Here is a 25,698-nt window from a genome sequence, read left to right as displayed (position 1 = left end):
ATGATTTTTGGTTTCTGATCGGGCGCGCCTGCCGGCGCGACGATACCCGCACCCGGGGATCGGCACCGCCAGTCGATGTGGAGGAAATACCATGCAACTCGGTCTGGGAAGTTACGCCTATCGCTGGTCGATCGGGATCAGAGAACAGGTCCCCCCGCGCCCGATGACACCTTTCGACGTGCTCAACGCGGCTCAGGGGCTGGGCCTCGACCTGGTTCAGTATGCGGACAACATGCCGCTCGACCGGCTGCCGCCCGCCGATCTGGAGCGGCTGGCCACGACCGCACGCGACAAGGGCATTACCCTTGAGGTCGGCACCCAGTGTTTCAATGCCGAGGAGGTCGCGCGCTATCTCGGCATCTGCCGTGTGATCGATTCCCGCATCATGCGCGTGGCGCTTGACGCCGCCGACAGCAGGGTGCCGGTACCGGAACTGGCCGCCGAGCTTCGCCCGCTGGTCGAGGACGCGAAATCGGCCGGCATCCGGATCGCCATCGAAAACCACTTCAACTATCCTTCACCGCGCATGGTCGAATTGCTCGATACCGTGGACGACCCGGCGCTCGGTGTCTGTCTCGATGTCGCCAACTCGATCTGTGCCGGCGAGTGGCCGGAAGAGACCATCACCATGCTGGCGCCCTATGCCATCAACCTGCACCTGAAGGATTACGTGATCGAACCCGATCCCTACGGTGTGGGTTTCCGTATTCGCGGCGTGCCGCTCGGCGAGGGGCGGGCGAATATCCCGTGGATACTCGATCAGATTCCGGATCGCGCAGAAGGCATGAGCGTGATCCTCGAACACTGGCTGCCACTCGGCGCGACGCTCGAGGAAACCATGGCACAGGAACAACCCTGGCTGGAACGTACCGTCGCGGCGGCAAGAAATTTCGTCGGCGGGCGCTGAACGCCGGGGCGGGCTGCCCGACGCGAAAGTGGAGGAGAAACAGATGACCGAGAGGCGCGAAGGAATGACCAAGAAGCTGATGAACGGACCCGAGGCGATCATTCCCGAGATGATCGAGGGGATGGTATCGGCCCATCCGGACATGCTGCGGGTCGAGGGCGCGACAGGGCGCGCCGTCGTCGCGGTCGACGGGCCGCGCGACGGCAAGGTGGGCATCGTGATCGGCGGCGGCTCGGGACACGAGCCCGCCTTTGCCGGCTATGTCGGGCGCGGACTGGCGGATGCGGCGGCGGTGGGCAATGTCTTCGCCTCGCCCTCGCCCGAGCAGATCAAGGAGGCCGCGATGGCGGCCGATGGCGGCGCGGGCGTCGTGTTCCTGTACGGAAACTACACCGGCGACGTGCTGAACTTCGACATGGCGGCCGAGGAATGCACCCGTCTCGGGATCGACGTCCGCTCGATCCAGGTGATCGACGACGTGGCTTCGGCGCCGCAGGCACGCGCCGGGGAGCGACGGGGCATCGCGGGCGATTTCTTCGTCTTCAAGATCGCCGGCGCGGCGGCCGATCTGGGCTGGCCGCTCGGCGCGGTCGAGACGGCGGCCCGCAAGGCCAGCGCGGCGACACTTTCGATGGGGGTTGCGCTGTCGGCCTGCTCGATGCCGCAGACCCTGAAGCCGAACTTCGAAATCGGCGAGGACGAGATGGAAATCGGCATGGGCATCCACGGCGAGCCGGGAATGCGGCGCGGCAAGGTGGAAAGCGCCGATTCGGTGACAGACCAGCTGATGGCCCCGATCCTGAACGAAATGAACCTGTCCGATGGCGCGCAGGTTGCGGTGCTGGTGAACGGGCTCGGCTCTACCTCGCTGATGGAGCTTTACCTGCTGCACCGGCGGGTGGCGCAGATACTCGGCGACAGGGGTGTGGGCATCTATCATAGCTGGGTCGGCGAATACTGCACCTCGCTCGAGATGGCGGGCGCCTCGGTCACGTTGCTGCGACTCGACGACGAATTGCGCATGCTGCTCGATCATCCCTGCCGCACGCCCGCCCTGACGGTGGGCGCCCCGCCCGCCCCCGCTGCGGGCGCCCGCCGCAGCCGGCGGGAATATTCGGCAGCACGGGACGCCGCGCAGGTGGACCGTGCCACGCTGAAAGCGGACGGTCCGGTTACACCGGCGTCGTTCCGTGCGATGATGTATGCCGCCGCCGCTGCGATCGCCCGCGACAAGGATCGCCTGAGCGCGCTCGACGGCGTGATCGGCGACGGCGATCACGGGGTGACGATGGATATCGGCTGGACGGCGGTGCGCGCCGCACTGGACGGAAGCGACCAGTCGGCGACGATCAGCGAGACCTCGAACCTGATGGCCAAGGCGTTTCTCGACGCGGTCGGAGCATCGTCCGGCCCGCTCTACGCCACCGCTTTCGCCAGCGCGGGACAGGCGGTATCGGACCGGCTGAACCTCGACGCCGGGGCGATGGCAGCCTGGGTCGAGGGGATGCTCGCGGGTATCCTGAGCCGCGGCGGGGCCGCACCCGGCGACAAGACGATGATCGATGCCTGGAAACCCGCCGCCGAGGCCGCCCGGCGGGCAGCAGACGGCGGTGCCGACACCGCCGGCGTGTTGCAGGCGGCGACGGCGGGGGCGCTGGCGGGGGCGGAGGCAACGAAGGACATGGAAAGCCGGCGCGGAAGATCCAAGAAACTCGGCGCCCGCTCGATCGGCCATGTCGATCCCGGCGCGGCCTCGACCCATGTCATCCTTGACGCCATGACCCGATCCTTCGACACTGCCCGCCGATATAGCTGACGGAAGCAGATTTGATCATCAAATTTGCGCGGCATCAGCGTAAAATCAAAAAGTTATGGCCTGACAACATGATCAGAAGGAAGTCGTCAGGCTATAGCCGCAACCGGGCGCGGGCATCTGCCACCTATCCGAAAGATAGCGTATCCGGCCGGATGCCCGTTTCCCAATTTCGGCCGGCTGACGTAGCATTAAGACAGGAGCAACCCGGGTAACCAACGGCAAAGGGGGTACAACAGGAAAGCCCGGACGGTTCCGACGACGCCGAGGCCGGAACGGCGCATCCGATGATCGGTCCCATCAGCACGCACAGCGCCCGAATACAGCGGAATTCCTGAACAATCAGGAATGACCGGGGCGGACAACCGAAGGCTTCGCAAGCGAGGTCTTTCTGTCCGAACGGCGTGAACGAGGAGCCGCTCGAGAGAACAGCGCGGTATGCCGGACTGTTCTCTGGTGACTCGTCGCCACTCACCCGGTGGTTTGACGGCGGAGCGTATCGCCCGGCGATACGACCATTCCGCCGTCAAACCTGGATTCCATGCATTCTGCAAAGCACGGCCCAAAGGATCGTCAGCGCAGGTCGTCGGGCAGGAGCGTTTCGGGGAAGCCCTGATAGCAGACCGGTCTGAGAAAGCGGCGGATGGACAGCGTGCCGACCGACGGTGCGCCGAACTTGGTCGAGGCGGGATAGGGGCCGCCGTGGACCATCGCGTCGCAGACCTCGACCCCGGTGGGATAGCCGTTGACCAGCAGCCGGCCGGCCCTGCGCTCGAGCACCGGCAGCAGCGCCCGGGCGGTGGCTGCGTCGGCCATGTCCATGTGCAGTGTCGTGGTAAGCTGACCCTCGAGCGCGCGGGCGATGCTCAGGCGTTCGGCCGCATCCGCCACCGTCACGATCAGCCCCACCGGGCCGAAGACCTCCTCGGCGAGCGCGGCATGCGCCAGCCAGTTCGCCCCGTTCGTCGCGAAAAGACCGGGGCGGGCATCGCGCGGGCCGGACGGTACGCCCAGCACCGCGCGCACGCCGGGTATTGCGGCGATCCGGTCGCGCCCCGCCCGGCAGGCCGAGGCGATGCCGCCAGTCAGCATGATCTGGGCGTCGACCGGTTTCAGCGCGGCTTCCGCCGCCTCGACAAAGGCATCGGCCGCCGGGCCGGCGGGCAGCACGACGATGCCAGGATTGGTGCAGAATTGTCCGGCGCCGAGGGTCAGCGACGCCGCCCAGCCGGCGGCGATTTCGCTTCCGCGCGCGGCAAGCGCCGCATCGAGCACGAACATCGGATTGACCGAGCCGAGTTCGCCGAAGAAGGGGATCGGATCGGGCCGCGCGGCGCAGAGATCGAACAGAGCCCGCCCGCCGCCGAGCGATCCGGTGAAGCCCACCGCCCGGATCAGCGGATGCTGCACCAGCGCCTGCCCCACCGCGCGGTTACCGCCCTGAATCTGGCTGAAGGTGCCGGGATGCAGATCGCAGGCCACGCGCGCCGCATCCACCGCCTGTGCGACCAGATCGGAAACGCCGGGATGGGCCGAATGTCCCTTGACCACCACCGGGCAGCCGGCGGCGAGCGCGGCGGCGGTATCCCCGCCGGCGGTCGAGAAGGCCAGCGGGAAGTTCGAGGCGCCAAACACCGCTACCGGGCCGATCGGGCGCTGCATCAGGCGCAGGTCGGGCCGGGGCAGCGGTGCACGATCAGGCAGGGCGGGGTCGTGGCGCCGGTCGAGGTAATCTCCCGCCTCGATGTGATCGGCAAAGAGCCGGAGCTGGCCGGTCGTGCGGCCGCGCTCTCCGACCAGTCGCGCCTCGGACAGGCCGGTTTCCCTCACCCCCATGGCAGTGATCTCGGCGCCGCGCGCCTCGTTCTCGTCGGCGATCCGGCGCAGGAAGGCGACACGGGCGGCGCGGCGGCTGTAGCCAGAGCTCCAGAACGCGTCCTCGGCCGCTGCGGCGGCGCGATCGACCAATGCCGGCGTGCCGGCGGCGAAGGTATCCGCTTGCCCGCTCAGCGGTTCGTTGGTGAAGGTTGCGTCGCTGCCGACCCACTCGCCGGCGATCAGGTGTTTTCCTCTCAGCATCTCGCTTCCTCAGATCAGTTCGCGTTCCGACAGGTTCCGCATGAGGTGGCTCATGCCAAAGGTCCACGACGGGCATTCGGTGGAAAGATGCACCGTGTTGCGCAGGGTTCCCAGCCCCGGCGCCGAGATTTCGACCACATCGCCCCGCTTGTGGGTAAAGCCCTGGCCGGGAATGTCGCGGTCCTGCGTCGGCGCGAAGAGCGTGCCGAGAAACAGCACCAGACCGTCGGGATACTGGTGATGGCGTCCGATGGTCTGGGCCACCAGATCCTCGGGATCGCGGCTGATCTCGGCCATCGACGAGGCGCCGCGCAGCACATGGCCGTCCTCGCCGGTAACGGTCAGTTCAAGTTCCGCGCGCCGGATATCGTCGAGCGTGAAGCCCGCGTCGAACAGCCGGATGACCGGCCCGATGGCGCAGGAGGCGTTGTTGTCCTTGGCCTTCGACAGCAGCAGCGCGGACCGCCCCTCGATGTCGCGCAGGTTGACGTCGTTGCCGAGCGCCGCCCCGACGATCCGGCCCGTCGAATCGACGACCAGAACGACCTCGGGCTCGGGGTTGTTCCAGGTCGAGACCGGATGCAGACCGACCCGGGCGCCCGGCCCGACCGATGAAAGCACCTGCGCCTTCGAAAAGACCTCGGCATCCGGGCCGATGCCGACCTCGAGATACTGGCTCCACAACCCCTCGGCGATCAGCGCCTGCTTGACCCGTAGCGCCGCCTCGGACCCGGCCCGCAGGTTGCGAAGACTGTCGCCGATGGCCGAGCCGACACGGGCCCGGATATCCTCGGCGCGCTTCGGATCGCCCGATGCGCGTTCCTCGATCACACGTTCGACCATCGAGCGGGCGAAGGTCACGCCGCAGGCCTTGACTGCCTGAAGGTCGCACGGGGCAAGGAAATGGCACGCCGCCGGATCGCCGGGATCGGCGGCGGCCAGCGCCTCGAGCGCACCCAGATCGCGGCCCTTCGCCTGCCGGACATAGCCGGCCGGATCCTCCATCTCGCAGATGTCGCGGACCGTCGGCGCGGTGCGGCAGGTGATGTCGATCACGCGCCCCGCGCGCAGGGTGACGACCGCCGGCCCTGCCGCCTCTGGCAGCCATACCCGCCCGAGCGCCACGCCAGCCGTTCCGAAATCCATCTCAACTCTCCCTGTGTTCGCTGAAGGCGGCTTCGAGAAGCCGCTCCTCGGTCGCCTCGCCGTTGGAATACACCGCCACCAGCCGGCCGCGCGACAGCACTCCGACCCTGTCGCAAAGCGCCGTGATCTCCGGGATCTCGGACGAGGCGACGAGCACCGTCGTGCCCGCCTCGGCCGCCCCGCGCACGATTTCGTAGATCTCGGCCTTGGCCCCTACATCGACGCCATGGGTCGGCTCGTCAAGCAGCAGAAGCCGCGGCGCGGCGAGGAAGGCGCGGGCAAAGACGACTTTCTGCTGGTTGCCACCCGACAGGGTGGTGATCGGGTCGGTATCGGCACCCATGCGAATACCGAGCTTTTCCTTCTCGGCCATGATGGCGGCATGTTCCAGCGCCGGGCGTACCATGCCGCCGCCCAGATACGACTTCAGGCTGGAAACGGTGGCGTTGCGGCGGATCGAATGCTGCGGCAGGATACCGGCGGTCTTGCGCCCTTCGGGAACCAGCGCGATACCGCGCGCCAGCGCCTCGGCCGGCCGGCGCGGCCGCAGGGGCGTGCCGAAGAGCCGCATGTCGCCCGACACCAGCGGCCGCGCGCCGCAGACGAGGTTCAGCAACTCGGTCCGCCCCGCCCCGACCAGCCCGAACAGGCCGAAGATCTCGCCGTGCCGGATGCATAGGTCTACCGCGTCGAGCAACCGGCCGTCGCCGACCTGCGAAAGCTCCAGCGCCGGTTCGGCCGAAATTGCCGCGCGCGGACGATAGGCGAACAACGCCTCCTTGCCGGTCATGTCGCGGATCAGCCCGTCCTCGTTCGTTTCCGCCGGCAGGCGTTCGGCGACGATCCGCCCGTTGCGCAGCACCAGAATCCGGTCGCAGATATCCAGCGCCTCCTGCAACCGGTGGGTGATGAAGACGATCGAGCCGCCCCCGTCGCGGACCCGCCGGATATAGGATTTGAACCCGTCCACCTCGTGCGCGGTGAGCGACGATGTCGGCTCGTCGAGGATAAGCAGATCCGGCAGGCGCGCGGCGGCCCTGGCAATTTCGACCAGTTGCTGCTCGCCGGTGCGCAGGTTTCCGGCCCGGCTTGCCGGGTCGATGGCCCCGGCACCGACATCGGCAAGCATGGCGCGGGCCTCGCGCCGCATCCGGGGAAAGTCGATCAGGCCGGCACGTGTCCGGAGCAGGCGGCCGAGAAAGAGATTCTCGGCCACCGAAAGCGCGCCCACGACCGAAAGCTCCTGATGGACAAAGGCGATGCCGGCGACGATGCCCTCGGCCACGTTCGCCAGCCGCAGCGGATGGCCGTTCAACTCCATACGGCCCTCGTCGGGGTGAAGCCCGCCCGAGACGATGTTCATCATCGTCGATTTCCCGGCACCGTTCTCGCCCAGCAGGCCGACGATTTCGCCACACCGGATCTCGAGGCTCACCCCGTCGAGCACCCGGTTCGGCCCGAAGCTCTTGCCGATGCCGGTCAGGCGCAGGCGCACCGGCCCGGCGGCAGGGCAGGCGCCCGTTCCCTCAGCGATCGTGACGGGCTCCGCCACCTTACCTGACCGATTCCGGCGTGATCAGGTTGCCCTCGACCGCGATCACCTTGGCCGGCGGCTCCTGCCCGGCAACCAGATAATTGTAGAGCATCACCGAAGCGTCGAACGCCTGCTGGAACGGCGCCTGATCCAGCAGGCCGACCATTTCGCCGGTGGCGAGATACTGCATGTTGTCGGGCGTATGATCGAAGCCCACCACCCCGACCTTGCCGGTCAGCCCGAGATCCTGAACCGCCTTGGCGGCACCGAACGGACCGCCGGCGGTGACATAGACCATCTCCAGGTCGGGATGCGCGGTATACATGTCCTGCACCAGGCTATAGGCGCTTTCGGCCTTGTCGCGGTTTTCGAACGGACCGATTATCTCGATATCGGGGTATTCCTCCTTGATCAGGTCGAGCGCGCCGTTCATCCGGTTTGTGTGCTGGGTGGCGCCGAAATAGCCGGTGATGACCCCCAGCTTGCCGTCTCCGCCCATTTTCCCGCCTATGAATTCGCCGATCTGGCGGCCGGCCGAAATCGCGTCCTGCCCGATGAAGGCGAGCCGCTCGGAGGGAACGCCGCCCTCGGCGACGATGTTGAGCACCGGGACGCCCTCGTCCGTCGCCTCGTTGATGATCCGCGCCGTGCCGTCGAAGATCGGCACCACCACGATGCCGTCGTATTTCTGCGCCAGCGACGCCTCGATTCCCGCCACCACCGCCTCGGCGGAAAGCTCGTCGCCCAGATCGACGTAATCGAGCGTGGCATCGTAGCCCGCCAGATATTCCTTCGCCGCCAGCGCACCCTCGGTCACCGGGCGCCAGAAGGGGTTGTTCTGAAACGACAGGAAGGCGATGCGCACCGCGCCCTTTTCGTTCGGCAGGGCGACGACGGTACCGCCCTCGGGCAGATCGGTGGCCAGCGCCGCCCCGCCGAGCAGCGCCGCGCAGGCAAACACTCCCAGTGATTTCAGACTGTTCCATCCAGACATGGTTTTCTCCTCCTCCGTTGGTTGGATATCCGGCTAGTCGTCGTCGGCGCCCCGCCGCTGCAACCCGTCGGCGCCAACCGCAAGGATGATGATCAGCCCCTTGGTCACCACCTGCCAGTAGGCGGAGATTCCGAGCAGCACGAAGCCGTTGTTGAGCAGCGCCATCAGCATGGCGCCGACGAAGACGCCGAAAATCGAGCCGCGCCCGCCGTTGAGCGCGGTGCCACCGAGGATCACCGCCGCGATCACGTCAAGCTCGTAACCCATGCCGAGGTTGGGATCGGCGCTGGCGAGGTTCCCCGCCAGCAGGATGCCGCCGAGTCCGGCAAGCAGGCCGCAGAAGGCGAAGACGAAAATGCGCGTGCGCGCGATGTCGATGCCGGCCAGCCGGGCGGCCTTGGGATTATCGCCCACCGCATAGATCTCGCGGCCACGAACGGTACGGCTGGCAAGGATGTGCACCAGAACGCTCAGCACCAGCATCAGCAGGAACGAGACCGGAATGTCGGCGATCCGCCCGGCGCCGAGGAACTCGGACCATCCGGTATAGGTGATGGGAATGCCGCCGGTCAACAGCAGCGCGATGCCACGGGCGATCGAGAGCATGCCAAGGGTGGCGATGAACGGGTTGATGCGGAAGGTCACGAACATCATCCCGTTGAGCAGGCCGCAGAAAAGCCCGGTCCCCAGCCCCGCCGCGAGCGAGAGCGCGTCGATGCCGCTGGCCCGCTGAACCATGGCGGCAACCACGGCGGAAAGCCCGATCAGCGAGCCGACCGAAAGGTCGATGCCACGCGAGATGATCACCAGCGCCTGGCCAAGCGCGACGATGCCGACAACCGAGGCCTGCCGGCCGACATTGAGCAGGTTGCGCCGTTCGAGGAAAAACTCGTTGGCGAAGGCCAGATAGAGCGCGACGATCAGGAACATCGCCACGACCGACGCCTCCCGGTGAGACAGCAGCGATCGGAGCCGGCGGCCGGCGGTCTCGCGCACCGTCATCTCCTGCGAAACGCCGGCTGGCGTTTTTCGGCAAAGGCGGCGCGGCCTTCGGCGGCGTCCTCGGTGGCAAAGCAGATCGCCTGAAGGTCGCGCTCGTAGGCGATGGCGCGTTCGAGCGGCATGTTGAAGGCGGCCTTGAGGTTCTCGCGCGCCGTCTCGGCGGCGATCGGCGCGCGGGCGGCGATGGCCGTGGCGATTTCGGTCGCGCGCGCCAGCAGGTCCTCCGGTGCGGTCACCTCGCTGACCAGGCCCCAATCGGCCGCCTGCGCCGCGTCGACGGGATCGCCGGTAAGAACCATCATCGCGGCGTTCGACGGCCCGACCGAATGCGCCAGCAGCGCGGTCATGCCGCCGCCGCCGATCCACCCGAGCTTGATTTCGGGGGCGGCGAAGCGGGCGGTCCCGGCGGCGATGCGGATATCGCAGGACAGCGCCATTTCCAGCCCGCCGCCGAAAGCGTAACCGTTGATCGCGGCGATGGACGGCTTGAGCAGCGCCCGCAGCGCATCGCAATATTCCGGCCGGTTGCGGAAGTTCCACGCCGTCGCGTAGCGGTCCAGTTCCGAGATATCCGAACCAGCGCAGAACGCGCGGCCAGCGCCGGTCAGGATCACCACCCGCACCTCGTCGGCGGCGTTGCAGCGGCGCACCGCGTCCCACATCAGATCCGCCATCCCGGGTGTCATGGCATTCAGCTTTTCGGGCCGGTTGTAGGTGATGGTTGCTATCCCGTCGGCGATGTCGAACCTGAGAGGGGCGGTCATCGGAAGGGTCCTTTCCTGCCGTCGAGGCTGCGGGCGAACAGATCGCTTATCGCCCGGGCGGTGGGGGCGGCGGCGGCGCCATCGTCCAGTGCCCTGCGCACCAGGGCCGAGGCCGCAGCCTGGAACGCGATATATCCGTCGTGCCGCGGGCGGATGGCTGCGGCTTGCAGGGTTTCCACGGTCTGGGCGAAAAATCCGCCGCAGGCGCTGTTGATCGTCGGGTCGTGCCAGGCGGCAGCATGCGCCGGCTGGCCGTCATGGGCGGGAATGAAGCCACACTGGGCCTCGCGGCCAAGCAGCCAGAGCAGGTGATCGCTGAGCGCTGCGTTCACCTCGACCCGCGAAGATACGGCGATACCGGTCCCGCCAAGGATCGACCCCGGCCGGCCGGCGATCCGCGGCGCGTCGTGAAAGGCGATGCGGTTCTCCAGATCCGGAGTTGAGTAATTCACATACCCGTAGATCAGCGGCACCAGCGCCACATCGTCGTGGCACAGCATGTGATCGAGGATTCCGATGGGATTGAGCGCGCGCACCGAATGAACCGAGAAAGCCGCGATCAGGGCGAGGAGCGTAAAGGCATCGCTCAACGTGCCCTGATCGGGCCAGCCGCCATCGGCCATGTCGAGCGCCGGATCGAGCGCGGCGCAGACCGACAGCAGGCTGAGAAATGCATGCGGCCCGGCCAGCGACAGCGCGACACCGCCGCCAGCGGCCATGTCCGCCACCCCGGCCCACGTTGCCGGCACCGTCGCCACCAGATCGGGGCGCAGCGCCATTACCTGGGTTGCCGCGTCGAGCGGCAGCGCCCATTGCCGGCCCGCCATCGCATAGCTGGCGAAAACCGGCCCGATGCTGTCCCGGGCGATCGCCGCCAGCCGGTCGGCGGGCAGCAGGTCGTCCAGCGGCCGCAGGCAGTTTGTGGCCACCGCCTCGCCCAGATGGGGATGGTCGAGCACCACCAGATCGTAGCGCGCGCAGAGATCGGCGATCGGTGCGCTTTCGAACCCTTCGAGCGGCTGGACCTCCCAGTGAACCGGGCCGCCGGCCGCTTGCGCCGCCGCCAGCGCGTTGTAGCCGCGCGGATGATCCCAGGTCAGGCCGCGATAGCTCATGGCCTGCCCCGGCCGATGGCGCCCTCGGCCTCGAGCGCCGCCAGTTCGGCCTCGCCGAAACCTGCGGCACCCAGAATCTCGTCGGTATGCTCGCCGGTCAGCGGCGCCCCCCGGCGCACCGCGGACGGTGTGCGCGAAAAGCGGATCGGGAAGCCCGGCGTCTTCACCCGCCCCTCGGTCGGGTGGTCGTATTCGACGAAGGTGCGGTTATGGGCGATCTGCGGGTCGGCCAGCAGGTCGGCATAGGAATAGACCGGACCGGACCAGACCCCTTCGGCCAGCAGCCGGTCGAGCGCCTCGCGGCTGGTGTATTTCGCCACCGCTCCGCGCACCAGTGCAAAGGTCTCGTCCCTCTGGTGCCAGCCGGCGATGTCCGGATCCAGCCCATCCAGCCGGGGTTCTTCCAGCGCCCGGGCAAGGCCGGGGAAATTGGGCATGGCGATGGCAATATAGCCATCCCTGGTGGCAAAGGTGCCGTAGGGCGAGCGGATATAGACATGGGCATGCGGCTCGGCGCTGCGTTCCTGCGGCACATGGCCGACCGTATAGACCGACAGTTCCTGCATCTGGATGGTGGTGATCGCGTCGAGCATGTTGACCTCGACCTTCTGGCCCACGCCGGTGCGCTCACGGTGAAGCAGCGCGGCCAGCGCGCCCTCGAAGGCGCTGTAGGCGGTTATCGCATCCACGAGATACTGGCCCGCCGCCTGCGGCGGCTCGCCCTTGCGCCCCGAGGACAGCATCGCCCCCGACATCGCCTGCAACAGCAGATCCTGACCGGGCCATTGCGCATGCGGCCCATCCTCGCCATAGCCGGTCATCGACACGTAGATCAGGCGCGGATTGATCGCCGACAGGGTTTCGTAATCCACCCCGAGCCGCCCGGCGACCCCGGCGCGGTAGTTCTGGATGAATACATCCGCACCGGCAACCAGCCGTTCGATCACCCGCCGGCCACCGGGGGATTTCAGATCCACGGCGAGCGACCGCTTGTTCCGGTTCAGCGACAGGAATGAAACGTTGATCCGGTTGCCCCTTGCATCGCCGGCGGCCTGATGCCGCTGCCATTCGCCGCCGACCGGCTCGATCTTGATCACGTCGGCCCCCAGGTCGCCAAGCCGCTGCGCGGCAAAGGGCCCGGCCATGGCGATCGAACAGTCGAGGACCGTATAACCTTCGAGAATGCTCATGTTTCCGCTTTCAGTTCATGTTCCAGCCGCCATCCACCGCCAGCGACTGCCCGGTGATGAAGCCCGCATCTTCCGAGGCGAGGAAAAGGATGGCCGCCGCGATGTCGCGCGGGGTGCCGCGCCGCTTGATCGACTGGTGGTCGAGCACGAAACGCCGGTAGCCCTCGGGATCGGGGTGGATCTTCTCGGCGTCGGTCGGGAAAGCGCCGGGCGCGATGGCGTTGCAGGTGATGCTCCATTTGCCGAACTCCCGCGCCCAGGCCCGGGTCAGACCCAGCAGCGCGCCCTTGGACTGGACATAGGGCGCCAGGTTCTCCCACCCGCCTGTCAGGGTGATCGAGGTCACGTTGACTATCCGTCCCCAGCCCTGCGCCCGCATCCCCGGCAGCGCGGCCGCCGTACAGCGCAGCGCCGATTCGACGTTGACCGCATGAACGGCGCGGTGTTCCTCCATGGTGAAATCCTCGAAGGGCTTGGACGGATAGATCGCGGCGTTGTTAATGACCACGTCGAGCGGCCGCCCGGCGACGATCCCGGCAAGGGTCGCATCGAGCGCGTCGCCATCGGCAAGGTCCAGTTCTATCAGGTGCAGCCGGTCGGACGCCCCGGCGGGGGTGGCCGCCAGCAGGCTCTCGTTCTTGGTATGATCGCGGTCGACGGCAAAGACCTCGGCCCCTTCGGCCAGCAGATCGAGCGTGGTCTGCCGGCCCAGTCCGCCCGAAGCGCCGGTATAGAGAACACGCCGGCCTTCGAGGATGCCGCGTGGCACGCCGGTGGCTTGCGCCGGGCTCATGTGCGGCCCCCGATGGGGCGAAAGTCGTTCGAAAGCGCGGGGTAATCGGCGTCCGGCTGAACGGCGATGGATGCGATCCGGGCCTCGGCTGACGCAACCGCGCCGGCATCCGGCAGGACGGTGAACCGGGTGTCGTAGCGGCGCGACTGCCCGTGGGTCAGCCAGATCATTTCGCCGCGTTCGCGCGCCGCGGCATTGCCCAGCACGTGATGCGTTGACGGCTCCAGCCCCAGCGCGTACTGGCCCGCCTGAAGGTTCTGCCATTCGTACATGCAGGGAAACTGCTCCTTGCGGGTGGTGACCATGAAGCCGAGCCCCAGCCGGTCGTTGACCAGCGCCACCGGCACCTCGCCGTTGGTGTCGGCGGCCATCTCGTGCTGCCAGACCTGTTCGTGAAAATCGTTCTGCGGCCCGCGAAGGTGGCGATAGCCGCTGCCCTGCGCCTCGTAGCTGTCGGCATGGGCGGCCCAGACCACATCGGCGATCGGGGCAAGATAGCGCGCGCCCTCGTCGAGCACCGGATGGCCGACATTGATGTGATAGCAATACATGTGCGGCGTGCGATAGAAGCCCCGGTTCACCACCTCGTCGGTCAGCCGGATTTCGTTCGTGCCGACCTCGGCCTCGATCCGGCGGTGAAGCTCCAGATGCTCGCCGAAGACGGCGGCCTGCCGGACGATTCCCTCTGCCCAGAGAAAGCAGCGGTCCCCCTCCCACCGCTCGCCGTAGCCGGTGAGCCGGGCCGGAATCGTCCCGACGCGGCCGTGCAGCGAATGCGCCGCCGTCCGGCGCGGCCCATAGATGTAACTTTCCGCCGGCGCGTCATACATGAACAGCGTGTGGTCCAGCCCGCATGTCACCATCATGCCGGAAAACGAACGCAGCCAGCCGAGCCCCCCCTCGCCCTCGTATTCGTGCAGACAGGGCGAACGGAACCCGGTGGGGGAATGCCAGCCGATCGCCCGGCCGGCATGTTCGCAATCGGCGATATCCATCGCCCGGTCGACCAGCACCGTAAACCGCAGGCCGGTGCCGGTGCGGAATTCGAGCATCCTGATGCCGCGTTCCAGCCCGTCCGAGAGCACCATGCTGCGCACGCCGGCCGCCCGGCCGACGCCGCCGAGCGCCTCGAATTCGGACCGCGAAAGATCCCTGCCGTAAAGTCTGATCATGATGTCTCGCCTGTCAGGCCGGATGGCCGGGGTTGCTGTTGATGCCGGGCGGATCAGAGCCCGTTCGACCGCATCCTGCCGTCGATGAAGGCCTTGGCGCGCGGCACGTCGGCCTCGTCGAGATGCTCGATGATCATCGGGATGTTCGGATGCTTGCGGGCAAGGCGCTTGAAATACAGATCGTAGTTGAGCGCTCCCAGGCCGGGCGCCGGCAGTTCGATCTCGCCCACGCCGCGGAAGGTGTGGCTTTCGGCGGCGTCCTCGTCGCCGATGTCCGAGTGCTTCTCGGTCTTGTCGTCGCCCGAACGTTTGACATCCTTGGCATGGGCGATCCTGATCCGGTCGGATAGCGCATCGAAGACATGGTTCAGCGTCTCGTCCATCCGGTCGATGTTGTGCGCCTCGAAATAATTGGTCGGATCCATCAGCAGGCCGAGCCCGGGATGGTCTACCTCGGCGAACATGCGCAGGGTTTCCTCGACCGAGCCGACAACGTTGTTCACATAGGTTTCCAGCAGGAAGACCGCGCCGTGATCGTGGGCGTGCCGGGCCAGATCGGCGATCACCGTCCGGCAATCCTCCCAGCCCTCCTCGGTCTTGTTCTTCGGGTGGTGCACCCAGTCACTTTCGCTATCGAAGGTACCGGTCTCGGATATCACATAGGGCGAGCCGAGATATTGCGCATGGGCGATGATCTCCTTCAGCCGGTCGAGCCGCTGTTTCCGCGTCGCCGGATCGGGATGAACGATGTTGGTGTAGCCCGAGATGCAGCAGACCGGCAGGTGATGGTCGCGGAAGGTCTCGCCGATGGTCCGGCATTTTTCGCGTGTCAGCTGGCCGTCGCTGACGTCGATATCCCTGAAATGCAGGTCGAGCTGCACGGTATTGAAATCGTGGCCGCGGATCACCTCGGCGGTTTTCTTCAGATCGTAGGGGAAATACCCGGTGAAGATTCCTGTCTGCATCATGGCGATGTCCTCCCTCAGTCGTCGCTCAGGTCGAGCCGCACCGTGCGGCCCTCGTCGATGGATCGGTATGCGGCCTCGACCAGCGCCATGGTGCGCACGTTGTCGGCCACGTCGAGCGCCGGCCGGGTACCGGTCTCCAGCGCGTATTGAAGCTGCTCCATCACGCCGATGAAGGCGTGCGGGAACCACATCGTCTCCCATTCCGGGCGGATCCAGGCACCACCGGTCGCCCCGGCGGCGGCATATTCCAGCGTCGAGGCCGCGCCGGTGGGCCAGCCGATGGTTCCCCGGGCCACGCCACGGGTGCCCTCGACCCGCCAGGCGATATGCTGATCGTCGGGGTACCCCTCCTCGCGCGGGCCGGACCATACGTCCTCGAGGCTCAGCGCCATGAGGCCCGAGGGAAAGCGCAGGATCGTGCTGACGATCCCGTCCCGGTGCGCGAAGCGGGTTCGCGGATCGGTGCGGGTCAGGCTGGTTACCTCCTCGGGCTCGCCGAACAGGAAACGCAGCGCATCCAGATGGTGAACGCTCATGTTGGAAAGCGTCAGCCGGTCGTAGCCCTCCAGAAACCCCTGCCAGTGCGGAATGGCGTGCATGTCGATCTGGGCAAAGACCGGATCGCCCAGAACGCCGGCGTCGAGCAGTTGCCCGAGAACCCGTATCGACTGGTCGTAGCGCATGTTCTGGTTGACGCTCAGCAGCTTTCCCGCTGCCTTCGCCGCGTCGCGCAATGCCCGCGCCTCCTCCAGCGAAAGCGCCAGCGGCTTCTGCGCCAGGATGGCCCGGATATTGGGCGCGGCCAGCGCCTTGCGGATCAGGTCGGGCTGGCGGTCGGGCGGATAGGCGATATCGACGATCTCGACCTCGGGATCGGCGATCAGCTCTTCGGGCGTGTCATGCACCCGTCCGATGCCCCAGCGCTCCGCCACCTGCCGCGCATGGGCCGGGGTGCGCGACGCGATGGCGACAACCGGGAATTTCGCCAGATCATAGGCCGCCAGATGGCATTCGGCCATGATCATGCCGGCGCCGATACAGCCGATCCTGTGCGTCCTGCACCGGACCTCCGGGTCCGGTCGTGCCACGAAATCCGTCATTTCCCCCTCCCGTTTCCGCCCGCCGCACTGCCATGGGGTGGGCACGGCGCTCGGTGAGCCGCACCATCCGGGCATCGGCCCGGCCGGTCGCGTCAGGGCAATGATTGGGGATTCGCCGCACGGGGACAAACCTCATTTCAAATCATTTTACCTCATCAATCTGCAATACTCGGCTGCTTGCAGCCGAATATCAGACAGATATTGCAATAATGATTGCTATAGATGTAGTTTACGACGTGATCTGATTGACTCATCCGGAACAGGATCGGGAGGGTGCCGTGCGCACGACCGTGGCCCGGATCGCGCGCGAGGCCGGCGTGTCTCCCGCGACGGTGGACAGGGCCCTCAACAACCGCGACGGCGTGCGACCCCGTACGCGTGACATCGTCCTGCAGGTGGCGGCGCGGCTCGGCTATTTCGGCCCGGCCGCGCAAGAGACCCCGCCGCGCGTCCGGCTCGCCTTTGTCCTGCCGGTCGGAACCAACACCTTCCTGCACACGCTGCGGCGCCATCTGATCGAGGAATCGCAGGCGCGCGGGGATTGCGACGTCTCGATCCACCAGATCGAAAGCTTCGAACCGGCCCGGCTCGCCGACGAGGTTCTGAGCCTGCGCGGCACGGCCGACGCTGCCGGGCTGGTGGCGCCCGATCACCCCGAGGTGCGCGAGGCGATCAACACGCTCGCCAACAGCGGGGTAAAGACCTGCACCATGGTGTCGGATATCCACACCGTGAAGAAGGTGGGGTATGTCGGCATCGACAATCGCGCCGCCGGCCGGCTCGCCGGGCTGCTTCTGGGGCGCTTCCTGCCGGCCGGCGACGGCGAGCACAGGGTGGCGCTCTTCATGGGGTCACTGGCCTATCGCGGCCACGAGGAGCGCGAGATGGGCTTCCGCTCCATCCTCGCCGAGGAATTCCGCCGCATCACCATCGCAGGCCATTACGAGGTCAGCGACGACCGCGAACTGGCCTATCGCGCCACCCTGCGCATGCTGGACGCCGGAGAGATCTCGGCGATCTACAGCATCGGCGCCGGCAACCAGGGAATCGCCCGGGCCCTGCGCGAACGTCGGCTCGAGCGCAGGATCGTCTTCATCGGGCACGACCTGACCGATGCGACGCGGATCATGCTGCTGGACCGGACGATCGACGCGGTGATCGAACAGAACCCCAAGGTGCAGGCCCGCGAGGCGATCAGGCTGCTGGTTTCCGCCGTCAACGGCAAATCCGAGCCCGACTACCCGCCCCGCCTTCAGGTGATCTTCCGCGAGAACATCCCCGCAATCTAGCTGTCTGGTCCCGGGATGAGATGGTTCGGATGGCCTGGCACAACCCTGGTGCGCGAATGCCGCGGAAGGGACGGCCGGCCCGGTCGGTTCATCGGCGATCGAGCGGCCGAACGCGACGATAGGGGATCTGCCGCGCAAGCCAGCAACCGAGGCTGAACCCCGTCACCTGCCCCGCACTGTCGCGTTCGACGATCAGCGTCCAGTCGCCGGGAGGCGGCGCATCCATCGAGCGCCGCGTGACGAGGGTCCAGACGTCCGGACCGACGGGCGCCATCCGTTCAAAACGTCCGGTCCCGAGAAGCCCCGTGAAGCGGGCATAGGCGCCGCCATCCTGCCAGGAGATTTCCATCTCCGCCTCAAGCTCCTCCGAACGATAGCGCCCGGCGATTTCGGCTCCATCGGCAGTGTCCCGAACCTCCAGCGGGGCGAGCCGGACGGTAAGGTTGTCGCCCGGCCGTTCCATCGTCACCGCTTCGTCCCCCCGCGTCACCCGCACACCGCTGGCAGATGCAAGCGCGCCATCCTTCGCCAGCACCAGATTGTCAGGATCCGTCGCGTAGGACAGAGTTGCGCCGCGACGGCCGCTGGCAATACACACACGCAACCCGTTCGGCGCGAGAAACTGCCCATCCCAGACAGCGGGAACAGTATCCGGCTGCGGCCCGGAGGCGCCGAGCGCCGCATGGATCAGACCGGCAGCCGCGCCATGCACATCGGGTTCATGATTGCAGATCACCACGGCGGACAGCCTCGCCTCGCGGGAATGCAACCGCTGCGCACGGATCCCGCGCAGCGCGCCGCCGTGGCCGGTGAACTCGAAATCCGCGATCCGTTCGCGTGCCAGCCCGTAGCCATAGGCGGCGGGCCTGCCGTCTGCAAAGCCGGGCGGTACGGAAATCCGGCGATAGAGGCTGCTTTCGTCGTCCCGGGTAGCGTCGATCCAGCATTCATAGGCCAGCATGTCGTTCAGCGAGGCCGAAATCCCTGCATCGCCGATCCAGAAAATGGCGTTCTCGGCAGGGAAATAACCCGTCGTATCGTTACCTTCGTAGGCGACAAGCCCGTCCTCGGGGTGTCTTGTGTCGGAGGTCAGAACCGCCGTCTTCATTCCAGCCGGCTGCCAGACATGTTCGCGGTAGAGATCGTCCAGCTTGCGGCAGGTTTCGGATTCGATGATCTCGGACACGATGCGGAAATTGCAGTTGCTGTAGGAATACTGAGTGCCCGGTGCGAAATGCGCGGTCTTCATGCGCGCGATCAGCGGAAGCGCATCGTCGCGGCGGAATTCCTGCTCGGCCAGCGCCCCCTGAAGAATGGTCAGCGCCCAGTAGTCGCGCAGCCCCGACTGCATGTCGCAGAGATTGCGCATCGTCGGCAAACTATCGCGGTAATCGGGAAGGAATTCTGCGACACGGCCGTCAAACCGCGCCGGATCACCAAGCGCGCCCAGCAGCGCCATGCAGGTGAACTGCTTCGAAATCGAACAGATCGGCAGGCGCGTGGCCGCCGTCATCGCCTGCCCGGTATCCAGATTTGCATAGCCCCACGCCCGCGCGCCGACGATCCGTCCATCCTTGACCACGCCGGCCACGCCGCCGGGTCCCGAACAGCGTTTGGGCAGCACATCGAGCGCTTCGGTCAGCGCATCGAGTTGAATATCGCTCATTATCCCTCTCCGATCCTCGCCGGCGTCATGGTCTGCCGCGGCGTGCGGTCTTATCCGTGCGTGAACGAAAGACGGCCCGTGATTGGCAAGGGCCGCCTGACTATCCTCAGTCGTTCTTGACGGTTTCCTCCAGATAGAAACGACCGAGCGGATTTTGCCCGAAATTCTCCACATTCCTGCCGGTGACGCTGATGTAGGGGCTGTAATAGAGGTCGATCCAGTGAACGTCGGCCTTGGCCAGACGCTGGATCTCGGCATACATCCCGGCGCGTCCGGCATCGTCGCTCTCGAGTCTGGCATCCGCGACCAGTTGCCTGACCTGCTCGTTCTGGTAACGGGTCATGTAGTTCATGTTGACATCATGTCCCAGAACGAAGGTGGTTTTCTGATCGGGGTCGAGAATGTCGTTGGTCCAGTACATGACCGAGATATCGTATTCGCCGTTGACCAGCATGTCCCAGCTCTGGCTCGCATCGACCTTCTGCAGATCGACGCCAATCCCGACTTCGCCAAGCTGCTGTTGAAGCAGCACCGCAATCTGCTCGTCAACCTCGTTTCCGGCATTGACCACGTAGTCCAGCGTGATGTCTTCGACACCCGCCTCGGCCAGCAGCGCCCTTGCCTGCCCGGGGTCGTATTCGCGCGCGCCGTTGTCCTCCAGATGATAGAGCGCACCGCGCGGGACATAGGAGTTTGCCACTTCGCCCTGACCGAAGGTAACCGTGTCGACAATGGCCTGCTTGTCGATGGCAAAGTCGATGGCTTTACGGACGGCGGGATTGTTCAGCGGCTCGTGTTCCTGATTGAGCAGCAGGTGATCCTCGCGGGTCGACGGGTTGATGACCACATTCAGGCTGGCATCGTTCTGCAGTTCCGAAACGCGCGAAAACGGAACATAGATCGCCGCATCCAGCTCGCCGGCCTGTACGGCCAGCATGCGGGTGTTATCGTCGGGGATCGAGATCCAGACCACGCCGTCGAGGCTGACATTCGCCGCGTCCCAGTATTCCGGGTTTTTGGCAAGGATCACCCGGTCGCCGCGGCGCCATTCGTCGACCATGAACGCGCCCGAGCCGACAGGTTTTTCGGCAAATGCTTCCTCGCCCATGGTGGTCATGGCGGCCTTCGACACGATCGAAGCACCGGGCATGGCCATGGTCGACAGAAACGGAGCCGAAGGTCCGGACAGCGTGACGACAGCAGTTTGCAGGTCCGGGGTCTGAATATCGGCGATGATCTTGTAGCTGTCGGACCACAGCGACAATTCGCTGTCGCGGATACGGGTCAGCGAATAGGCGACATCCTCCGAGGTCACGGGCGAACCGTCCGAGAATCTCGCCTCGCGCAGATGGAAGGTATAGGTCAGTCCGTCCTCAGACTGTTCCCAGCTTTCGGCAAGACCGGGGACAAGTTTCCTGCCTTCGTTATCGACACGCACCAGCACGTCGAAGACATTCGAAAACACCCAGAAATCGATATTCTGCGCCGAGGCGATCGGATCGAAGGTCGATGAATCCTCGCGCCGCCCGATGGTCAGGATGCCAGCAGCCTCCGCAACCGAGACGATTGCGGTCGAGAGTGTCAGGCCGGCAAGGGTGAGTTTGGTGAACTTCCGGATCATATTGCATACTCCTGTTGCGGTTCCTGTGTTGGTCTTGCTCCGCCGTTGATGGGGCGGTTGGGGTCGATGTCGGGGATGGCGGCGATAAGGGCAGCGGTGTAATCGCATCGGGGGCGATCAAAGACGCGCGCCGATGGGCCGTCTTCAACGATCTCGCCATGATGCATGACCACAACCCGCTCGCACAGGTTGCGTACTATGGCGAGATCATGGGCGATGAAGATCAGCGTCAGCCCGCGCTCCTCGGTCAGCTTGCGAAACAGCGCCACAATCTGGGCCTGAATGGTGACATCCAGCGCGGCCACGCATTCATCGGCCAGTATCACCCGCGGATTGACGGCAAGGGCGCGGGCGATGCCGGCGCGCTGACACTGACCGCCGGACAGGCTGCGGGGGCGACGCGCCGCGAAGGTATGGTCCAGACCGACCATTTCCAGCAGTTCGACGATACGCTCGGGAATGCGGGCGCGGGGTGTTTCTCCCTGTGTTCTCAGCACCTCGGCCAGTGTCCTGCCGATGGTCATGCGCGGGTTGAGGGAGTTGAACGGATCCTGAAACACCATTGCCGCATCGCGCCTGAGAGCCGCCAGAGCGGCGGATCGGTCGCCGACAAGGCTCTGTCCCTCGAACGAGACCTCGCCGCGGGTGATCGGGTTGAGGCCAAGCATGGTCCGCGCCAGCGTGCTCTTGCCCGAACCGGATTCGCCGACGATGCCGACCGTCTCTCCGGGCCAGATATCGAGCGAAATATCCTTCAGTGCCGGAAACACCCGGCGTCGTCCCGGCAATCCGCCCGTCCGGAACGCGACGCGCAGATCGGTCACCCGAAACAACGGCTGCTTGTCATGGCTGTGGACCGGCACCTGCTCACCCGCTTTCGAAAGCGACGGGTGCGAGGCAATCAGTTGCTGCGTATAGGGGTGCATGGGCTTTGACAGCAGGCCACGCTTCTCTCCGGTCTCGACGATTTCCCCATCCTTCATCACGGCGATTCGGTCGCAGGTCTGGGCGACGACACCAAGATCATGGGTCACCAGGATGATCGACAATCCGCGCCGGTCGCGCAGGTCCATCAGAAGCCGCAGGATCTGCGCCTGAATGGTGACATCCAGCGCGGTCGTCGGCTCGTCCGCGATCAGGATTTCGGGGTCGCAGGACAGGGCGATGGCGATCATCGCGCGCTGCCGCATGCCACCGGAAAACGCATGGGCATAGCTCGACCAGGCGCGGGCCGGATCGGGAAAGCCGACCTGATCGAGCAGCGCCACCCCTTCGCGGCGAACCTCGCGACGGCTCAGCCCGCGATGTTTGGCCAACCCCTCCGCGATCTGTCGCCCGATGGTCATTACCGGATCGAGATGGCTGGTAGGGTTCTGGAATATCATGCCTATCCGGCGACCGCGCAATGCCCGCACGGCCGCCGGATCCGACAGTTCCACCCCGTCCAGCAGGATGCGCCCGCCGGTTACATGAAGCTTCCGCGACGGCAGCAGCCCCATCACCGTCCGACACAGCAGGCTTTTGCCCGAGCCGGATTCGCCCACGAGACCGAGGATTTCCCCCCCGCGCAGGTTGACCGAGACCTGCCTGAGAAGCGCGCGCTCCACGCCCTCGTCGCGATAGCTGACCGACAGGTTTTCAACGCTGAGTTGCCAGGTCATTCCTGCACCTCCAGAAGCTCGGCCAGCGCATCGCCTGTCAGTGAAAATCCGAAGGCCAGAACCACAATGGCGATGCCGGGGAACAGCGTGATCCACCACGCCCGGGTGATGAAGCCCTGTGCTTCGGCAACCATGATCCCCCATTCGGCCGTCGGCGGCTGAACGCCCAGACCGAGGTAGCTGATCGCCGCCCCGTTCAGCAGCACCAGCACCGCATCCGACATGACAAATACCAGCGACCCGGCGAGCGCATTGGGCAGCAGATGGCCGAACATGATCCGAATGCGCGAAAAACCGAGGCTGGCGGCGGCGACGGCAAAGTCCTGCGTCTTCAGAACGAGGATCTGCGCACGTACCAGCCGCGCATAGCTGACCCAGCCGACCAGGGCCATGGCGATGTAAAAGCTGCCGAGGCCGGGCCCGAGGATGGTCAGGATCGACAGCATCAGCACCAGAAAGGGGAAGGCCAGCACCACGTCGACGACGCGCATGAAAATCGTGTCGACCCAGCCACCGAAATATCCCGCGACCGTGCCGATCGCCGTGCCGATCAGGAAGGGAAAGAGAACCCCGATCACGGCGATCTGCAGATCGACCCGCGCGCCGAAAATCACCCGGCTCAGCACGTCGCGGCCGAAATTGTCGGTCCCGAACGGATGCGCCAGCGACGGAGGCATCAGCCGCATGTCGGGGTTGTGCCGCAGCGGATCGAAGGGCGCTATCAGCGGCGCCAGCATGGCGACGAGAACGAAGGAGACGAGGATCGCCAGCCCGATGCCCAGCATCCTGCGGCGGCCGAACCGGCCGCTCCAGCGCAGGACCGGGACGCGGCGCGCGCCCGCGCTCACAACTCGATCCTCGGATCCAGCGAAACGGTGATGATGTCGGCGAGGAAATTGATCAGCACGGTGGCGACAGCGAAAGTCAGCGCCACGCCCTGCACGACCATGTAATCGCGAGTGAAGATGCCGCGCACCATGAGCTGGCCCAGTCCCGTCACCGCGAAAACGCTTTCCACGACCACGGTACCGCCGATGAGCCAGCCAATGTTCACCGCCAGCAGATTGACGGTCGGTACCATCGCATTGGGTACGACATGCCGCCAGAAAACGACATTCTCGCTCATCCCCCTGGCGCGTGCGGCCGTCGCCACATCCGATTGCAGACCCTGGATCATGCCTGCCCGCAGCGATCGGGTCAGGATCGCTGACAGCGACAATGCAATGGTCAGCCCCGGCAGGATCAGATGGGTCAGCTTTTCGCCCGGCGTCTGGCCATAGCCGGAAACCGGCAGCCAGCCCAGCCTGACCGAGAACAGCATGATCAGCATCGCGCCCAGCCAGAAGGAGGGAAACCCGATCCCTGCGGTCGAGATGGCGCGTATGGCGTGATCGGCAAGGCTGCCCTGACGCCGGGCGGAAATCGCCGCGAACGGAACCGAGATCGCAAGCGCCAGCAGCACACCCGTCACGACCAGCGCCAGCGTGGGTTCGATCCGCGTGGCGATCAGGCGCAACACGTCGATCTTGTAGAGCGTCGAGCGGCCCATCTCCCCTTCGAAGAGGTTCCTGATGAAATAGAAATACTGCACCCACAGCGGCTCATCCAGACCGTACTGGGCGCGGATATTGGCAATGGCCGAGGGCGTGGCCCGCGCACCAAGCAGAATGCGCGCCGGATCGCCCGGTATCAGGCGCACCAGCACGAATGTGATGACCGAAATGCCGAAAAGAACCGGAACAAGTTGCAGCGGACGGTAAAGGACGAATCGATAGCGATGCATCGGCGTTCAGCCCATCTCCCTGCTGCCCGGGATTCAGGCACCCGGATCAATTGCATGCATTTTCTGCCGGTCTGTAACGATCGTGGCACCACACCAAATCCAGCCACGGAGCCGGCCGGCATACATCACCAGACCCTATCGGCGCGAATATCGTCCTGTATAGCTATCAGTTTTTATAGGTTGCCCCGCGTTCTCCGACCAATGCTGTTCCAGCGCACGGGCTGGTGGCGCTTGTGTCGTACTCCTGGCCGGCGCCAGAATCCCAACCGGCTTTTTTGGGGGAAAAGTTGACACGACCTGCGTATCGGCGAAGCTGTCGTCATGGATCAGCACTCCGCAGGCCAACCTTACGGTTTTCAGTCGCCGATGACGCCGGATTCGGCGGTCAGCTTGGCCGTCCAGGTCCTGGCACCGCGTGGATTCGATATCGTTGCCTATGATTATTCGCCGGTTCCGCTCAGTCATGAGGGCGCGTTCATTCTGCCCACGATACTGGCGATGAAGAACGTGCCCGACGACATGGAGAAACTCTGGTGCCATCAGGGCTATTACGGACGCGATCCGGTGATGGAGGCGGCACGCCATGTGTCGCAACCGTTTTTCTGGACGCATCGCGGCCGGCGCCAGAGCGATATCATGCGCAAGACCCTTGCCGAAAGACATGTGGTGGTGGTCGACTATCTGCGCGACACGCGGATGCACTCCGGCATCACGGTTCCGATCCGCATGGCCGGAGGCGGACTTGCGACTTTCACGGCGATGCGGCTGGACGGGGACGATGCCGATCTCGACCGGCAGCTATCCGCGGTAGGGTATCTGGGCCATGTCCTGCACGACGCCATCATGGCCGGCATGTCGCCCGACGATCTGCGAACCACCCATGTGCGGCTGACTCCGCGTGAACGTCAGTGCCTGTCGCTGTGCGCATCGGGCATGACAGCCAAGGAAATCGCCCATGAACTGCGGCGTTCGGTGCCCACGGTTACGCTTCACCTTTCGTCGGTGACCAGAAAGCTCGGGGCACGCAACCGCTTTCATGCGGTGGCGCTGGCGGGATATTACCGTCTTCTTGACAGCCCGGAAGCGCAGCCGAACCTATAA

Annotated in this window: 21 protein-coding genes; 4 read left to right on the top strand and 17 right to left on the bottom strand. The window is 65.7% G+C overall.

The window, feature by feature from the left end; translation table 11 throughout:
* Nucleotides 1-91: 91 nt before the first annotated feature.
* Nucleotides 92-907 (top strand): sugar phosphate isomerase/epimerase family protein, encoded by an 816-nt coding sequence (locus tag ACK5IR_RS06605; protein ID WP_416927133.1) that lies wholly within the window; start codon nucleotides 92-94, stop codon nucleotides 905-907.
* 43 nt (nucleotides 908-950) lie between these two features.
* The gene (gene dhaL, locus ACK5IR_RS06600; RefSeq protein ID WP_416927131.1) at nucleotides 951-2,723 is read left to right on the top strand and encodes a dihydroxyacetone kinase subunit DhaL; all 1,773 of its coding nucleotides are present in this window, start codon (nucleotides 951-953) and stop codon (nucleotides 2,721-2,723) included.
* Between the two features lie 570 nt (nucleotides 2,724-3,293).
* Here the strand turns inward: dhaL and ACK5IR_RS06595 are convergent.
* Genes ACK5IR_RS06595 through ACK5IR_RS06540 form a run of 12 tightly spaced genes read right to left on the bottom strand, consistent with a single transcriptional unit; the run spans nucleotide 3,294 to nucleotide 16,577 of the window.
* Complete coding sequence (locus ACK5IR_RS06595) at nucleotides 3,294-4,799, bottom strand: aldehyde dehydrogenase (NADP(+)) (protein ID WP_416927129.1); 1,506 nt, start codon at nucleotides 4,797-4,799, stop codon at nucleotides 3,294-3,296.
* Between the two features lie 9 nt (nucleotides 4,800-4,808).
* The gene (locus tag ACK5IR_RS06590; RefSeq protein ID WP_416927127.1) at nucleotides 4,809-5,945 is read right to left on the bottom strand and encodes a fumarylacetoacetate hydrolase family protein; all 1,137 of its coding nucleotides are present in this window, start codon (nucleotides 5,943-5,945) and stop codon (nucleotides 4,809-4,811) included.
* A 1-nt stretch (nucleotide 5,946) separates the two neighbouring features.
* The gene (locus tag ACK5IR_RS06585) at nucleotides 5,947-7,497 is read right to left on the bottom strand and encodes a sugar ABC transporter ATP-binding protein (protein ID WP_416927125.1); all 1,551 of its coding nucleotides are present in this window, start codon (nucleotides 7,495-7,497) and stop codon (nucleotides 5,947-5,949) included.
* A gap of 1 nt (nucleotide 7,498) precedes the next feature.
* Nucleotides 7,499-8,473 (bottom strand): sugar ABC transporter substrate-binding protein, encoded by a 975-nt coding sequence (locus ACK5IR_RS06580; RefSeq protein WP_416927123.1) that lies wholly within the window; start codon nucleotides 8,471-8,473, stop codon nucleotides 7,499-7,501.
* Between the two features lie 33 nt (nucleotides 8,474-8,506).
* Nucleotides 8,507-9,469, bottom strand: a complete 963-nt coding sequence (locus ACK5IR_RS06575) for an ABC transporter permease (RefSeq protein ID WP_416927121.1) — start codon at nucleotides 9,467-9,469, stop codon at nucleotides 8,507-8,509.
* Between the two features lie 2 nt (nucleotides 9,470-9,471).
* Nucleotides 9,472-10,239, bottom strand: a complete 768-nt coding sequence (locus ACK5IR_RS06570) for an enoyl-CoA hydratase/isomerase family protein (protein WP_416927119.1) — start codon at nucleotides 10,237-10,239, stop codon at nucleotides 9,472-9,474.
* Complete coding sequence (locus ACK5IR_RS06565) at nucleotides 10,236-11,354, bottom strand: carbohydrate ABC transporter substrate-binding protein (RefSeq protein WP_416927117.1); 1,119 nt, start codon at nucleotides 11,352-11,354, stop codon at nucleotides 10,236-10,238. The genes ACK5IR_RS06570 and ACK5IR_RS06565 overlap by 4 nt, the downstream gene beginning before the upstream one ends.
* A complete protein-coding gene (locus tag ACK5IR_RS06560; protein ID WP_416927115.1) occupies nucleotides 11,351-12,544 on the bottom strand; it encodes a CaiB/BaiF CoA transferase family protein in 1,194 nt (397 codons plus the stop codon). Before ACK5IR_RS06560 ends, ACK5IR_RS06565 begins: the two co-directional genes overlap by 4 nt.
* 10 nt (nucleotides 12,545-12,554) lie before the next feature.
* Entirely contained in the window at nucleotides 12,555-13,337 is a 783-nt protein-coding gene (locus ACK5IR_RS06555; RefSeq protein WP_416927113.1) for an SDR family NAD(P)-dependent oxidoreductase, read from the bottom strand.
* A complete protein-coding gene (locus tag ACK5IR_RS06550; RefSeq protein WP_416927111.1) occupies nucleotides 13,334-14,509 on the bottom strand; it encodes an aldose 1-epimerase family protein in 1,176 nt (391 codons plus the stop codon). Before ACK5IR_RS06550 ends, ACK5IR_RS06555 begins: the two co-directional genes overlap by 4 nt.
* A 53-nt stretch (nucleotides 14,510-14,562) precedes the next feature.
* Nucleotides 14,563-15,477, bottom strand: coding sequence for a sugar phosphate isomerase/epimerase family protein (locus ACK5IR_RS06545; RefSeq protein WP_416927109.1), 915 nt, complete (start codon nucleotides 15,475-15,477; stop codon nucleotides 14,563-14,565).
* Between the two features lie 14 nt (nucleotides 15,478-15,491).
* Nucleotides 15,492-16,577, bottom strand: a complete 1,086-nt coding sequence (locus ACK5IR_RS06540) for a Gfo/Idh/MocA family protein (RefSeq protein ID WP_416927107.1) — start codon at nucleotides 16,575-16,577, stop codon at nucleotides 15,492-15,494.
* Between the two features lie 278 nt (nucleotides 16,578-16,855).
* On the opposite strand from ACK5IR_RS06540, the gene ACK5IR_RS06535 reads away from it, so the two are divergent.
* Nucleotides 16,856-17,866, top strand: coding sequence for a LacI family DNA-binding transcriptional regulator (locus tag ACK5IR_RS06535; protein ID WP_416927105.1), 1,011 nt, complete (start codon nucleotides 16,856-16,858; stop codon nucleotides 17,864-17,866).
* 88 nt (nucleotides 17,867-17,954) lie between these two features.
* On the opposite strand, the gene ACK5IR_RS06530 is transcribed toward ACK5IR_RS06535, so the two are convergent.
* The 5 genes from ACK5IR_RS06530 to ACK5IR_RS06510 form a co-directional block, all read right to left on the bottom strand.
* Nucleotides 17,955-19,532 carry a D-aminopeptidase gene (locus tag ACK5IR_RS06530; RefSeq protein WP_416927103.1) on the bottom strand — a complete coding sequence of 526 codons (1,578 nt, stop codon included), beginning with the start codon at nucleotides 19,530-19,532 and terminating at the stop codon, nucleotides 17,955-17,957.
* A gap of 106 nt (nucleotides 19,533-19,638) precedes the next feature.
* Nucleotides 19,639-21,153 (bottom strand): ABC transporter substrate-binding protein, encoded by a 1,515-nt coding sequence (locus ACK5IR_RS06525; RefSeq protein WP_416927101.1) that lies wholly within the window; start codon nucleotides 21,151-21,153, stop codon nucleotides 19,639-19,641.
* Entirely contained in the window at nucleotides 21,150-22,814 is a 1,665-nt protein-coding gene (locus ACK5IR_RS06520; protein ID WP_416927099.1) for a dipeptide ABC transporter ATP-binding protein, read from the bottom strand. Before ACK5IR_RS06520 ends, ACK5IR_RS06525 begins: the two co-directional genes overlap by 4 nt.
* Nucleotides 22,811-23,662: an ABC transporter permease gene (locus ACK5IR_RS06515; RefSeq protein WP_416927097.1), complete on the bottom strand. Its 852-nt coding sequence runs from the start codon at nucleotides 23,660-23,662 to the stop codon at nucleotides 22,811-22,813. The genes ACK5IR_RS06520 and ACK5IR_RS06515 overlap by 4 nt, the downstream gene beginning before the upstream one ends.
* Nucleotides 23,659-24,597, bottom strand: coding sequence for an ABC transporter permease (locus ACK5IR_RS06510; RefSeq protein ID WP_416927095.1), 939 nt, complete (start codon nucleotides 24,595-24,597; stop codon nucleotides 23,659-23,661). Before ACK5IR_RS06510 ends, ACK5IR_RS06515 begins: the two co-directional genes overlap by 4 nt.
* A gap of 390 nt (nucleotides 24,598-24,987) precedes the next feature.
* Here ACK5IR_RS06510 and ACK5IR_RS06505 point away from each other — a divergent pair, with 390 nt between their 5' ends.
* Entirely contained in the window at nucleotides 24,988-25,698 is a 711-nt protein-coding gene (locus ACK5IR_RS06505; protein WP_416927093.1) for a helix-turn-helix transcriptional regulator, read from the top strand.

Source organism: Tropicimonas sp., assembly GCF_047971885.1.
Classification (GTDB): domain Bacteria; phylum Pseudomonadota; class Alphaproteobacteria; order Rhodobacterales; family Rhodobacteraceae; genus Tropicimonas.
Note: the sequence above shows the minus strand (reverse complement) of the source record. Positions and strands in the feature narration are given on the sequence as shown.

Excerpts from the sequence above, each read along its gene's own strand:
- ACK5IR_RS06525 (WP_416927101.1), bottom strand. The coding sequence starts at position 21,153 with ATGATCCGGAAGTTCACCAAACTCACCCTTGCCGGCCTGACACTCTCG.
- ACK5IR_RS06510 (WP_416927095.1), bottom strand. The coding sequence starts at position 24,597 with ATGCATCGCTATCGATTCGTCCTTTACCGTCCGCTGCAACTTGTTCCG.
- ACK5IR_RS06580 (WP_416927123.1), bottom strand. The coding sequence starts at position 8,473 with ATGTCTGGATGGAACAGTCTGAAATCACTGGGAGTGTTTGCCTGCGCG.
- ACK5IR_RS06545 (WP_416927109.1), bottom strand. The coding sequence starts at position 15,477 with ATGATGCAGACAGGAATCTTCACCGGGTATTTCCCCTACGATCTGAAG.
- ACK5IR_RS06530 (WP_416927103.1), bottom strand. The coding sequence starts at position 19,532 with ATGAGCGATATTCAACTCGATGCGCTGACCGAAGCGCTCGATGTGCTG.
- ACK5IR_RS06540 (WP_416927107.1), bottom strand. The coding sequence starts at position 16,577 with ATGACGGATTTCGTGGCACGACCGGACCCGGAGGTCCGGTGCAGGACG.
- ACK5IR_RS06550 (WP_416927111.1), bottom strand. The coding sequence starts at position 14,509 with ATGATCAGACTTTACGGCAGGGATCTTTCGCGGTCCGAATTCGAGGCG.
- ACK5IR_RS06590 (WP_416927127.1), bottom strand. The coding sequence starts at position 5,945 with ATGGATTTCGGAACGGCTGGCGTGGCGCTCGGGCGGGTATGGCTGCCA.
- ACK5IR_RS06605 (WP_416927133.1), top strand. The coding sequence starts at position 92 with ATGCAACTCGGTCTGGGAAGTTACGCCTATCGCTGGTCGATCGGGATC.
- dhaL (WP_416927131.1), top strand. The coding sequence starts at position 951 with ATGACCGAGAGGCGCGAAGGAATGACCAAGAAGCTGATGAACGGACCC.
- ACK5IR_RS06565 (WP_416927117.1), bottom strand. The coding sequence starts at position 11,354 with ATGAGCTATCGCGGCCTGACCTGGGATCATCCGCGCGGCTACAACGCG.
- ACK5IR_RS06555 (WP_416927113.1), bottom strand. The coding sequence starts at position 13,337 with ATGAGCCCGGCGCAAGCCACCGGCGTGCCACGCGGCATCCTCGAAGGC.
- ACK5IR_RS06520 (WP_416927099.1), bottom strand. The coding sequence starts at position 22,814 with ATGACCTGGCAACTCAGCGTTGAAAACCTGTCGGTCAGCTATCGCGAC.
- ACK5IR_RS06560 (WP_416927115.1), bottom strand. The coding sequence starts at position 12,544 with ATGAGCATTCTCGAAGGTTATACGGTCCTCGACTGTTCGATCGCCATG.
- ACK5IR_RS06570 (WP_416927119.1), bottom strand. The coding sequence starts at position 10,239 with ATGACCGCCCCTCTCAGGTTCGACATCGCCGACGGGATAGCAACCATC.
- ACK5IR_RS06595 (WP_416927129.1), bottom strand. The coding sequence starts at position 4,799 with ATGCTGAGAGGAAAACACCTGATCGCCGGCGAGTGGGTCGGCAGCGAC.